At 51.7% G+C, this 12,833-nt stretch carries 11 protein-coding genes; 8 read left to right on the plus strand and 3 right to left on the minus strand.

Translation table 11 applies throughout. From position 1 onward, the window contains the following. Positions 1-172 precede the first annotated feature (172 nt). From DWX68_RS00820 to DWX68_RS00830, 3 genes are read right to left on the minus strand one after another with little or no spacing between them, the layout of a single operon-like run. Positions 173-1,270: an alginate O-acetyltransferase gene (locus DWX68_RS00820; protein ID WP_107000856.1), complete on the minus strand. Its 1,098-nt coding sequence runs from the start codon at positions 1,268-1,270 to the stop codon at positions 173-175. Between the two features lie 27 nt (positions 1,271-1,297). Further along, on the minus strand, positions 1,298-3,841 hold the full coding sequence (locus DWX68_RS00825; protein WP_118628403.1) for a HAMP domain-containing sensor histidine kinase: 2,544 nt from the start codon (positions 3,839-3,841) through the stop codon (positions 1,298-1,300). Between the two features lie 45 nt (positions 3,842-3,886). Further along, positions 3,887-4,582, minus strand: a complete 696-nt coding sequence (locus tag DWX68_RS00830; RefSeq protein ID WP_022360531.1) for a response regulator transcription factor — start codon at positions 4,580-4,582, stop codon at positions 3,887-3,889. A gap of 435 nt (positions 4,583-5,017) precedes the next feature. On the opposite strand from DWX68_RS00830, the gene DWX68_RS00835 reads away from it, so the two are divergent. From DWX68_RS00835 to accD, 8 genes are all read left to right on the plus strand, one after another. Continuing rightward, positions 5,018-5,980: a beta-ketoacyl-ACP synthase III gene (locus DWX68_RS00835; protein WP_118628404.1), complete on the plus strand. Its 963-nt coding sequence runs from the start codon at positions 5,018-5,020 to the stop codon at positions 5,978-5,980. A 131-nt stretch (positions 5,981-6,111) separates the two neighbouring features. Continuing rightward, on the plus strand, positions 6,112-6,345 hold the full coding sequence (gene acpP, locus DWX68_RS00840) for an acyl carrier protein (RefSeq protein WP_022360533.1): 234 nt from the start codon (positions 6,112-6,114) through the stop codon (positions 6,343-6,345). Continuing rightward, a complete protein-coding gene (fabK, locus tag DWX68_RS00845) occupies positions 6,345-7,271 on the plus strand; it encodes an enoyl-[acyl-carrier-protein] reductase FabK (protein ID WP_118523436.1) in 927 nt (308 codons plus the stop codon). The genes acpP and fabK overlap by 1 nt, the downstream gene beginning before the upstream one ends. A 17-nt stretch (positions 7,272-7,288) precedes the next feature. After that, positions 7,289-8,221 carry an ACP S-malonyltransferase gene (gene fabD, locus DWX68_RS00850; RefSeq protein ID WP_118628405.1) on the plus strand — a complete coding sequence of 311 codons (933 nt, stop codon included), beginning with the start codon at positions 7,289-7,291 and terminating at the stop codon, positions 8,219-8,221. Continuing rightward, positions 8,215-8,955 (plus strand): 3-oxoacyl-[acyl-carrier-protein] reductase, encoded by a 741-nt coding sequence (gene fabG, locus DWX68_RS00855; RefSeq protein ID WP_118471598.1) that lies wholly within the window; start codon positions 8,215-8,217, stop codon positions 8,953-8,955. The genes fabD and fabG overlap by 7 nt, the downstream gene beginning before the upstream one ends. A 159-nt stretch (positions 8,956-9,114) precedes the next feature. Beyond that, positions 9,115-10,359, plus strand: a complete 1,245-nt coding sequence (gene fabF, locus DWX68_RS00860; RefSeq protein ID WP_107000851.1) for a beta-ketoacyl-ACP synthase II — start codon at positions 9,115-9,117, stop codon at positions 10,357-10,359. Positions 10,360-10,483: 124 nt separating this feature from the next. Then, entirely contained in the window at positions 10,484-10,906 is a 423-nt protein-coding gene (gene fabZ / locus DWX68_RS00865; RefSeq protein ID WP_022359380.1) for a 3-hydroxyacyl-ACP dehydratase FabZ, read from the plus strand. A gap of 20 nt (positions 10,907-10,926) precedes the next feature. Continuing rightward, positions 10,927-12,819: an acetyl-CoA carboxylase, carboxyltransferase subunit beta gene (gene accD / locus DWX68_RS00870; protein WP_117796539.1), complete on the plus strand. Its 1,893-nt coding sequence runs from the start codon at positions 10,927-10,929 to the stop codon at positions 12,817-12,819. The last annotated feature ends 14 nt before the right edge of the window (positions 12,820-12,833 follow it).

The raw sequence follows: 12,833 nt of genomic DNA on the forward strand, positions 1-12,833 counted from the left end.
ATTGGTATGACGAGATGCTGGAGGGGAAGCCCTCCAAAAGTAGGGGCAGGCCGCCTTTCATATGCTCTGACTTTCCATAATTTTAATTTATCATAATTATAATGTGAGATCAATAAAAAAACACATCTAAACTGTGCAAATGATACTTTTGAAAATGCACAAACTATGCACGTCATTGATTCGGCATCAATTTCTCCAAATCCTCCATCATTCTCCCCAAATCCCGTTCCACCACCTCATACACCAGCACATCCGGCTTATTTTCGTTCAAAAATTCCGGCTCGAATGCCTGCCAGTGGTAAAAATCGGTATACGCAAAGTATTTTGGCAGTCCGACCAGCAGGGCGGTGCCGAAGGAGTCGCGGTAGATCGTGATGCGTCGCGGGTCGGGCGCCTGGTCTGCTGAGATGTGGGCGATGTTGCCATCGTCGGAGGCACTGTCGTAGTGGATGGTTACATTGTTTCGGTAACCGGATACATCTGCTTTGGTATCGTCGCACATGGATTCTGGCATGTGGAACAGGTTTGCCAGATCGCCCGGATCGCGTGGCTCATAGGTGACAGTGACGTCCTCGATCGGCGTGGAGGTGCCGCCAGCGGCATCGATGATCTGCCCGGAGACGAGAAATCCGGCAGCATCGTTCCAGTGGGTGTCGGTTTTGAAATACCACTGATAGTCCCGGCGGTTTTTGAGCTCCGGGTATGGATTGACAACTGGGACATTTGTGTGTATTTCCAGATAATCGAGCAGTTCACTGCGGCGGGTAGGTCCGTCCGGTGCGGTGAAGCCATCCGGGAGGAATTCGCTGCATACGCCTTCTTTATTGGGAGCACACAGGAAGATAAATTCGGTGCCTTTTTCTTTCCAGGCGTCGTGGACGGTCTGGAGTTTGTGTGCCAGCATCTGGAGTTCCCCGGCGGAAAAACGGTTGGTGCCGAGGAAGTCCTCGACAGAGCTTCCGAGCGTGTAAAAGTACCAGCCATCTTTTCCGGTGATGACGTCCTGCGAGTCTCCGAACTGGAATAAGGAGAGGTTTAAGCGGGCGTTCAGGCTTAAGAAGCGGTTGCGGAACGCCGCGTGGTCGTTGATCCAGTCCTCAACACCGGATGGAAAGGTATCGATGGTTTCCAGCGACAGAGTTGGAAATGCCGCCAGACTGCGGTTTTCGCCGGTGCCCTCATCGGCTGTGGTTTTCAGGATAGGAAACAGCAGGTTGGGGGAGAGGATGCAGGCGAAGAAGACTGCGATCATGATATGAGTGCGTTTCATAGGATAAAGTCCTCAATTCATAAATTTTTATTCATTTCTTGAATTTTCCGTAGTGTTTATGGTTTCATTGATAGCATTTTCGGAAGATTCGCCGTTTACCTCTTTTTGAATAGTAGCTTCTTCCGGTATATTTGTTTTTTTCAGTTCATCGCCCTTTTTCGGCTTTTCAGTCGCTTTGGAAGCATCGGTTTCTTCTATTATTTTTGCGTCCTCCACCGCCTTCTCCGTCGTTTTCTCCACCAAATCAAACGCCACCTGCGCCTTAAACAGATCCCCATCAATATACAAACTAAACTGCCCTTTCTGCAGTTCCGTCAGATCTTTGGCGATCGATAGTCCCAGTCCGCTTCCCTCGGTGGTGCGGGCAACGTCGCCGCGCACGAAACGCTCGGTCAGCTCGTCGGCACGGATGTTGAGCGGATTGGCAGATATATTTTTGATGGTGAAGACTGCCTGGCCAGCAGTACCGGTTTCTGGATTTCCGGGAACGCGGGCGAGGTCTACGTAGACGCGGCTGCCCTCCATCGCATATTTGCAGACATTGTTGTACAGGTTTTCAAGTACGCGCCACAGGCGGCGTCCATCGGCGCGGATCATCAGCGGTTCCCGCGGGGCATTGATGATGAGCTGCAGATGTCTGGCATCCAGTTTTTCTTCAAATTCGCCGTTGGTCTGAAATGCCATCTGGACGAGGTCAATGTCGGTAAATTCAAGCTTCACATTGCCGGAGCTTGCCTTGGATGCCTCGACGAGGTCTTCAATCAGTGTTTTGAGACGCTGTGATTTCTGGTCGAGCACATCAAGATAGGCGTTGATCCGCGCATCTTCAATATGTTCCCGTTTCATTAGGTTTACATAATTTATAATCGAGGTCAGCGGCGTTTTGATGTCGTGTGAAACGTTGGTAATCAGGTTGGTTTTGAGGCGTTCGCTCTTCATTTTCTCCTGAAGGGCGGTTTCAAGACCGGAACTGATGTTGTTGAGTCCCTCTGCCAGCGTGAGCTCCGGACCGTCAAATTCATCGAGATCAAGCTGATAGCTGGTCTCCCCGGCGGAGAGCTGGCGGACGGCATCGCGGATGGATTCCTGTTCGCTTGCCTGCCGGAACAGTATGTAAAAGATCCACAGGTTAAACAGCAGAAATACCAGCACAGTCAGACCTGTCAGCAGGTAAACAACGTATAAATTTGCATACACGCGGTCCCAGAAATACCAGGCAAGGCTGATAAGCGCTGTGTTGATTGCAAGATAGAGAACAAATCCGATGCCTAGGCGGCTGCGGAAGTTCTGCCGTGTTTTGAGGATCAACATTTTCTTCTGAATCCGGCAGATCAGGCTGGAGGTCCACAGGGTACCGGCGCGGTAGCGGCGCAGGAGGCTGAAAAAGAGCAGCAGTCCGCCCAGATACAGGACCAGCGCCTGCAGGCTGTGATCGGAGAAGTACCAATACTGCGATGGAATGACCAGATGCAGGATGCGGATGAGAATCAGGTCGCTTACAACCAGGGCGATCGCGGTCATGGCGGCAAAAAAGACGATGCCGGTTTCAGTGCCGCTCTTGTCGAAGCCGTGCAGCGTCACGTCGAAGCTGCGGTAACTCTGGTAGCCGGACACCCGGAACAGAAACAGGAAGCTTAAAAGCAGTCCGATCGTTGCAAAGATTGTCAGTGCAAATCCGGTCAGATACAGGTGCTGCCGGTGCAGGTATGCGGTATGCGTGCGCGCGTAAAGGTCAGTGACTGGATAATTTGTATCGATTCCGATCAGCAGATAATAGTCGCTGCCGGTGTACGGGTTATTGGATGCCAGTGCGGAAATGCTGCTGAGCGGGATCGCTTTCATGTTGGTGTCGTAGAAAACGGAATTGCCCGGCAGGTACGCGTAGCGCCCGTATTCCTTGACATTTTCCGGTGTCAGGGAATCGGTGTTTGTAAACTGGGTTGTTTCGCTCTGATCCGAATCTGGCTCCGTGTACTGGATTTTAAAATGCAGGTTGGATGGATTGGCGACGAAACGGTTATACACTGTGTAATAACGATGCAGTGTGTCCATGATCTCGACCGCCGCATCCTCCAATGTGCTGCGCTTCCGGCTGGCAGAACGGTAGCTGTAGATCCGCTGCGGCTCTTGAACCGACCATTCGACGTAGCCTTCGCGGCTCTTGACGCCGTCTGCCGGTTCAGAAACCTTCTGGCAGTTAAAGTCGTCGTCGAGCTGGTACCCCATGGATTCCAGATAGGAAATCAGGGAGGACAGGGAGAAATTTTCGGTCTCGCTTGGTCCAAAGGTCATTTTGAGCATCCGGCGCGAGAGGTCGATCGAGCTGTCGGCACCGAAGACGTCCTGATATTCCATATATAGGAAGATATCGTTCAGATCGTTATTAAATTGTGTGTTAAATTCCGCGGTGTCCTCATAAGGAACCGAGCCAATGCCGGTCAGCCCCAGCCCGAAATTTCCATTGATATACATGAGGCTGATACCGATGAGTCCCAGAATCAGGAAAAACAGATGCGCGAGGCTGGCGATCCATTTCTGGATCTGCATCGGAATATGTGAGAGTTTTGTCATAAATTTTGCAACTCCTAACTTCTGTTAGATGGATGATTCACATTTTTACTGCTTCTCAATTTTATATCCAACACCCCAGACAACCTTCAGATAGCGCGGCTCCCTCGGGTTAATTTCGATCTTTTCGCGGATATGGCGGATATGAACCGCAACTGTATTGTCCGCGCCGATCGCCTCCTCATTCCAGATCGCCTCGTAGATCTGGTCGATGGAGAAGACTTTTCCGGCGTTTTTAACGAGCAGAAGCAGGATGTTGTACTCGATCGGTGTCAGCTTGATGAGTTCGCCGTCCACGGTTACTTCCTTATTTTCATCGTTGATCTGCAAGCCGCCGCATTTGAATACGTGGTTGCCCATCTGATTGTTCATATTTCCCAGCTGCGTGTAGCGGCGGAGCTGAGATTTCACGCGGGCGACCAGTTCCAGTGGGTTAAACGGCTTCGTGATATAATCATCTGCCCCGATATTTAAGCCCAGAATCTTGTCCGCATCCTCAGACTTCGCGGAAAGAATAATGATCGGGATGCTGCTGGTTTCACGCACCTTCAGCGTCGTCCGGATGCCATCTAACCCTGGCATCATAACGTCCAGAATCATCAAATTCACGGTGTGCGTTTTTAAAAGTTCCAGTGCCTCCGCGCCGTCATATGCCTTGATAACCTCAAATCCCTCACCGGTTAAGTATATGTCAATCGCTTCCACGATCTGTTTGTCATCGTCACATACAAGAATACTCTGCATAGCAACTCCTCCTTTTAATAGGGTAATATATAGTATACAAATTTCTGTATAGATACAATAAAGATACCTATGTCTTATAATTATACAACGAAAAAGGAAACCGCGGTATCCTAATTTTTATGTATTTCAAGTGATGCGTATTTCAGGAGAAGAGCCGCCCCCAATCTGTAGGAAACATCACTCGCGCCGGCACTTAGCGAGGTTTTTTCGAGCTTAGTGTCCGCTGCAGCGAGTGCAAGAGCGAGAGCGTTTTCCGGAAGATTGGGGGCGGCTCTTCTCTGTCCGGGTTGCGTCTTCTCACCAGAATCCTGCCGTTCATTTACAAGTTATCCTTGACAAACCCCAGATTCTCCGCTACACTCTAAATTAATTTGAATATCAAACCATTTGAAATTAAAACTATCTTTTATAGAAGAAGCGGAGTTAAACGAGAAAATGACAGCTAGAATCATTGGAATCGGCGCGTATGCGCCGGAGCAGGTTGTGACGAATCAGGATTTGACGAAATTTCTTGATACAAATGATGCCTGGATCCGGGAACGGACGGGTATTGGAGCCAGACATATCTCGACGAGCGAGGGAACCTCGGCGTTGGCGACAGAGGCGGCGAAGCGCGCGATCGCGGACGCGGGCATTTCTCCGGAGGAGATTGAGATCGTGATCGTGGCGACGTCTTCCCCGGATCGGGCGTTCCCGAGTGCGGCGGCGGATGTACAGGGAGCCATCGGGGCGAAACATGCGGTGGCGTTTGACATCACGGCGGCATGTTCCGGATTTATTTACGCCTTACATATTGTGCAGGGATTTATTCAGGCGGGCATCTATAAGACGGCGCTGATCATCGGAGCGGAGACGCTGAGCAAGGTGTTAGACTGGACGGACCGCAGTTCCTGCATCCTGTTTGGCGATGGCGCGGGCGCGGCGGTTGTCCGGGCGGACGAGACGGGTGTGGTGAAGACGCTGGTCGGCAGCGACGGAACGAAGAACGACGTTCTGTACTGCCAGGCAAGAAGTCTTGAAAACTGTCTGACGGGCGGCAAGCCGGAGCTTGGTTTTATGCAGATGGACGGTCAGGAAGTCTTCAAGTTTTCGGTGAAGAAGGTACCGGAGATTGTGAATGCGATTCTGGAGGAGACCGGAACGGACCGCGAGGCGGTACAGCATTATCTGCTGCATCAGGCGAATATCCGGATTCTGGAAGCGGCGTCGCGCCGTCTGAAGGTTCCGATGGACAAGATTCCGGTCAATATCGAGCGCTACGGCAATACGTCGGCGGCTTCGATTCCGATTCTCCTGGATGAAATGCACCGGGACGGACGCTTAAAACGCGGCGATACGCTGGTGATGGCAGGTTTTGGCGCGGGTCTTACCTGGGGCGCGGCATTGATGACCTGGTAGGTGCCTGGAGAAGCAAAAAAATATATAGTAAAACTAATGTACATTATCCCATTTTTTGATAAAATATAAGAACAGTGATTGCATTTTTGCGGTCACAAAAAGAAAATTCATTTAAAAAGGAGATTGAAACGATGTTAGAGAAAATGAAAGAAATTATTGCAGAGCAGCTGAGCGTAGACGCAGATTCCATTACCGAGGCTTCCTCTTTCAAGGATGATCTGGGTGCTGATTCTCTGGATCTGTTTGAGCTGGTTATGGCTCTGGAGGACGAGTACTCCGTAGAGATCCCGGCTGAGGATCTGCAGAACCTGGCAACGGTAGGCGATGTTATGAACTACTTAAAAGAAAAAGGTGTAGAGGCATAATGAAAACAAAGATCACAGAAATGTTGGGGATTGAATACCCGATTATTCAGGGCGGCATGGCATGGGTGGCAGAACATCATCTGGCAGCAGCCGTTTCTGAAGCTGGCGGTCTGGGCTTAATTGGCGGCGCCAATGCACCAGGTGAGGTTGTCCGCGAGGAGATCCGCAAGGCGAGAGAGCTGACAAAGAAGCCGTTTGGTGTCAATGTCATGCTGATGAGCCCGCATGCGGATGACGTGGCAAAGGTAGTTGTGGAAGAAGGCATCAAGGTCGTAACGACCGGTGCCGGTATTCCAGGCAAATACATGGGCATGTGGAAGGAAGCCGGCATTAAGGTGATTCCGGTTGTTGCTTCGGTTGCACAGGCACGTCTGATGGAGAAAAGCGGCGCAGATGCAGTCGTTGCAGAAGGCATGGAGTCCGGTGGACACATCGGCGAGGCGACGACGATGACACTCGTTCCGCAGGTAGTCGATGCGGTTTCGATTCCGGTGATTGCAGCCGGAGGTATCGCAGATGGACGCGGCATTGCGGCGGCATTTATGCTGGGCGCAGAGGCAGTCCAGATGGGAACCCGCTTCGTCGTGTCGAAGGAATCCATCGTAAGCCAGGCTTACAAGGACAGAGTCATCAAGGCGAAAGACATTGATTCGACCGTAACCGGTATGAGTCACGGACATCCGATCCGCTGTCTTAGAAATAAGATGACGAGAGAGTATCTGAAGCTGGAAAAAGAGGGACGCCCGTTCGAGGAACTGGAGTATTTAACACTTGGAACGCTTCGGAAGGCAGTCATGGAAGGTGACGTGGACAACGGAACCGTGATGGCTGGACAGATTGCAGGTATGGTGAAGAAAGAGCAGACCTGTAAGGAAATGATTGAAGAAATGATGGCCCAGGCGGAGGCGCTTTTGGGCAGAAAGTAGAGAGTGAGTGTAACGCTATGAGCAAAATTGCATTTATTTTTCCGGGTCAGGGCGCACAGACCACTGGCATGGGACAGGATTTTTATCAGGAAACGGAAACGGGACGCGGGATGTTTGAGAAAGCAAGCGAGATCCTTGGGTTTTCAATGACCGATCTTTGCTTTGATCCGGCGCAGACGGACCGTCTGAATATCACGGAGTATACGCAGCCGGCGATGGTAACCGCCAGCCTTGCGATGATGCGTGTATTTATGGAACGTACTGGAATCCGCCCGGATGTGGCTGCGGGCCTGAGCCTGGGAGAGTATCCTGCAATGGCGGCTGCAGGCGTTATGTCTGACGAAGATGCCATCCGTACCGTGCGGCAGAGAGGTATCCTGATGCAGGGCGAAGTCCCGGTTGGTCAGGGCGCCATGTCTGCCGTACTGGCGATGGATGCAGAGAAGATCGAAGAGGTGATCGCGCCGATCGAGGGTGTGCAGATTGCCAACTATAACTGCCCGGGACAGATTGTTATCTCTGGTAAGACAGAGGCGGTTGCCGAGGCAGGAGAGAAATTGAAGGAAGCGGGCGCAAAACGCGTTCTTCCGTTAAAGGTAAGCGGACCGTTCCATTCCAAGATGTTAGTGGGAGCTGGCGAGAAGCTTGGAAAGGTACTTGATACCGTTGAGATTCATACACCGGAGATTCCGTATATTGCGAATGTGACGGCAGATTATGTGACCGATGCAGCCGATGTAAAGCCGCTTCTGATGAAGCAGGTTTCTTCCTCCGTCCGCTGGGAGCAGACGATCCGGAAGATGTTAGCAGACGGTGTGGATACATTTATTGAGATCGGACCGGGTAAGACCCTGACTGGTTTCATGCGTAAAATCGACAAAAACGCGAAGGCGTTCAATATAGAGAAACTGGAAGATATCGACAAAGTAAAGGAGGCGCTTGGATGTTAAATGGAAAAGTAGCAGTTGTGACAGGTGCCAGCCGCGGCATTGGCCGTCAGATCGCTATTTCGATGGCGAAAGAGGGCGCTGTGGTGATCGTCAATTATAATGGCTCTGCGGCAAAAGCAGAGGATGTCGTAAAGGAAATTACCGAGGCGGGCGGACAGGCGGAAGCCGTTCAGTGCAATGTTTCGGATTACAGCGCGGCGGAGGTGTTCTTAAAGGACATTATCAGCCGCTATAAGAGAATTGATATTTTAGTCAACAACGCGGGCATTACCCGTGACAATCTTCTGATGAAGATGAGTGAGGAAGAGTTTGACGCCGTCATCGATACGAACTTAAAGGGCGCATTTAACTGCATTAAGCACGTATCCCGCCAGATGTTAAAGCAGAAGGGCGGACGCATCATCAATATTTCCTCTGTTTCCGGCGTGATGGGAAATGCGGGACAGGCAAATTACTGTGCGTCCAAGGCGGGCGTGATCGGACTGACCAAATCCGTGGCAAGGGAGATTGGAAGCCGTGGTATCACGGTCAACGCGATTGCACCGGGATTTATTGATACGGAAATGACCGCCGTTCTTCCGGACGATGTGAAGAAGGCGATGGGCGAGCAGATTCCGTTAAAACGTTTCGGTACGACCGAGGATGTAGCGCAGGCAGCCGTATTTCTGGCTTCTGACCGCGCAGCCTACATCACAGGACAGGTTCTGTGCGTGGACGGCGGAATGGCGATGTAGGGAAAGGGTGCTTTACAGATAGGCACTTTTGGAACCGAAAGTGGCGTACGATAACGTAGTGGCAGCAGATTTTGCCGATTTGGAATGCGAAGCATCGGCAAAATCGTGTCGCAGTTTGCACAACGTGTGAACTGTGACGATAGAAAGGCAGGTTTTTAGATGGGAAATAAGACACGTGTAGTAGTAACCGGTCTGGGAGCGATCACTCCGATTGGAAATGACGTAGCAAGCTTCTGGCAGGGATTAAAGGATAAAAAAGTCGGTATCGCGCCGATTACATATTTTGATACAACCGATTATAAGGCAAAGCTGGCAGGCGAGGTGAAGGATTTTGATCCGAAGAAATACATGGATCCGAAGGCAGCGAGACGTATGGAGCCGTTTTCCCAGTATGCGGTAGCGGCAGCCGGTGAGGCGATCGCACAGGCGGGTCTGGATATGGAAAAAGAGGATCCGTTCCGCGTGGGAACCAGCATCGGTTCCGGTATCGGAAGCTTACAGGCGATGGAACGTGAGCACAAAAAAATGCTGGAAAAAGGACCGAACCGCGTGAACCCGCTGCTCGTTCCGATGATGATCAGCAACATGGCAGTCGGCAATGTGGCAATGCATTATGGTTTAAAGGGCAAATCTATCAACGTGGTAACTGCCTGTGCGACCGGTACGAACTCTATCGGTGAGGCGTTCCGCTCGATCCAGTACGGCGAGGCAGACGTGATGGTAGCCGGTGGTACCGAGTCTGCGATCACACCGCTCGGTATGGCAGGTTTCGCGGCTCTGACGGCTCTTTCTACCAATGATGACCCGGAGACGGCATCCCGTCCGTTTGATAAGGACCGCGATGGTTTCGTCATGGGCGAGGGCGCTGGTATCGTAGTTCTGGAGTCCTTAGAGCACGCGCAGAAGCGCGGCGCGAAGATTCTGGCAGAGGTAGTCGGCTACGGCGGAAGCAACGATGCATTCCACATCACTTCCCCGGCAGAGGATGGAAGCGGCGCAGCGTATGCGATGGAGATGGCGCTCAAGGATGCAGGTATCGCACCGGAGAAGATTGATTACATCAATGCACATGGAACCAGTACACACCATAACGATCTCTTCGAGACGATGGCAGTGAAAAAAGCGCTGGGCGACCACGCTTACAAGGTAAAAATTAACTCCACTAAGTCGATGATTGGACATCTTTTAGGTGCAGCGGGCGGTGTTGAGTTTATCGCCTGCGTGAAATCCATTGAGGATGGATTTGTACACGCAACCGCAGGTTTAAAAGAGGCAGGCGAGGGCTGCGATCTGGATTACACGATGGGCGAGGGTGTTCCGATGGATATCCACTATGCCCTGACCAACTCCCTGGGATTTGGTGGTGTCAATGCCAGCCTGGTAATCAAGAAATTTGAGGACTAAATATAATTTGAGGACGTTTTTGTGTGGATGATTGAATGATTGGAAGCAGCGCACTGGAGCTGGCGGAAGAGACTTGCAGCATACAAAAATGATGTCTGGGAAAGCGAAAGAGGTAACTGAAATTATGATGGGAATTAAAGAGATCCAGGAGATCATCCCGCACCGTCATCCGTTTCTTTTGATCGACTGTATCGAGGAAGTGACACCGGGCGAGGGCGCGGTTGGATATAAAAATGTAACATACAACGAGCCGTGGTTTGCAGGTCATTTTCCGCAGGAGCCGGTCATGCCGGGCGTCCTGATCGTGGAGGCGCTGGCGCAGGTCGGCGCGGTTGCGATTTTAAGTGAAGAAGGAAATAAGGGCAGGACGGCATATTTCGGGGCAATCAACAACGCAAAATTCAAGAAAAAGGTAGTTCCGGGCGACAAGTTAAAGCTGGAGTGCCATATCATCAAGAGAAAAGGACCGGTCGGCATCGGAAGTGCGACGGCAACCGTCGATGGCAAGCTGGCTGTTTCCGCAGAGCTGACGTTTATGATTGGCTAATAAGTGAGGTTGAATAAGAGATGTTTAAAAATCTGTTTAAGAAATCGTATACTTCGATCAATACAAACGACCACGGTTCTGCCGGCGTAAGCCGTGCGGAGAGTGCGAAAGCAGATAAAAGGGCGGCAGAGGCAGCACAGGAAAAACCGGAGAAGATTCCGAGCCGTCCGACGGCGATGACGCCGGAAAGTCTGCGTTCTTTATGGCGTAAGTGTAATAAATGTGAGAAACCGATTCTGGTGCAGGATGTCAAGGACAACCTGTATGTGTGCCCGCGCTGCGGCGGATATTTCCGGATGCATGCGTACCGCCGGATTGAGATGCTGATCGATGAAGGTACCTTTGAAGAGTGGGATAAGGAGATGTCTGTGGTCAATCCGCTTGCATTTCCGGGCTATGAGGGCAAGGTTGAGGCAGCCAGAGAGAAAACAGAGTTAAATGAGGCGGTTGTCACTGGTAAAGGAAAGATTCACGGTTATGAGACTGTGATCGCGGTCTGCGACTCCCGTTTTCTGATGAGCAGCATGGGTCACAACATGGGAGAGAAGATTGCCCGTGCGGTAGAGCGTGCGACCGAGGAACGGCTTCCGGTTATCATCTACGCGGCTTCCGGAGGCGCGAGAATGCAGGAGGGCATGATCTCCCTGATGCAGATGGCGAAAACTTCCGCAGCCTTAAAACGTCATTCCGAGGCGGGACTTCTCTACATAAGCTTTATGACGGATCCGACCACCGGCGGCGTAACGGCAAGCTTTGCGTCCCTGGGCGATATCATCCTGGCAGAGCCGGGAGCGCTGATTGGATTTGCGGGTCCGCGTGTCATCGAGCAGACGATCGGCCAGAAGCTCCCGGAGGGCTTCCAGAGAGCCGAGTTCCAGCTGACACACGGTTTTGTGGATCAGATCGTGGAAAGAAAAGATCAGAAGCGTGTTCTGGGACAGATTTTGAAGCTTCACAGCCAGGAGCATGGCTGGGAGAAATGGAACGACGAGGCGGAGAACCACACAGAAGCGGCATCTGCATCCAAGGCAGAAAAAGCAGCTTCTGTGGCGGAAGGCAAGTTAAAGAGCCGGAAAGCACCGTTCTCCGGTATCATGCGCCAGAAGACCTTAAATAAGATCGCAGGTCGAGAGAGAGACGCCTGGGAGGCAGTACGCCAGTCCCGTAGCGCCGGACGTCTGAACGCCAGCGATTATATCCGGATCCTGTTTGACGATTTTACCGAGTTCCACGGCGACCGGTATTATGGCGATGATATGGCGGTCATCGGCGGTGTGGCATCCTTCTATGGAATGCCGGTCACGGTCATTGGACAGGAGAGAGGTAAATCCCCGAAAGACAGCATGAAGCACAACTTCGGCATGCCGTCTCCGGAAGGATACAGAAAGGCGCTCCGTCTGATGAAACAGGCGGCGAAATTTAACCGTCCGATCATCTGTTTTGTCGATACGCCAGGTGCATTCCCGGGTATGGAGGCAGAGGAGAGAGGCCAGGGCGAGGCGATTGCCCGCAACCTCTTTGAAATGTCGGATATGAAGGTGCCGATTCTGGCGATTATCACTGGTCAGGGCGGCAGCGGCGGCGCACTGGCGCTGGCGGTTTCCAACGAGGTATGGATGATGGAGAATGCGACCTACTCGATCCTTTCTCCGGAGGGCTTTGCTTCGATTCTGTGGAAAGATGCCAAGAGAGCCAGCGAGGCGGCGAAGGTCATGAAGATGACGGCAGAGGATCTGTATGAGCTTGGCATGATCGAGCGCATTATCTGCGAGGATGAGCCGGCAACCGATGACAACATCGAGGAGATCGGACGCATCATCGACCGCCATATGCGTGAGTTCTTCCAGTCCTGCGCGGAAAAGACACCGGATGAGATCGCGGAGCAGCGGTATGAACGTTTTAGAAAAATCTAAAAAATAGATATTGA

It is taken from the genome of Clostridium sp. AF20-7 (assembly GCF_003479275.1).
In the GTDB taxonomy this organism is placed as follows: domain Bacteria; phylum Bacillota; class Clostridia; order Lachnospirales; family Lachnospiraceae; genus Otoolea; species Otoolea fessa.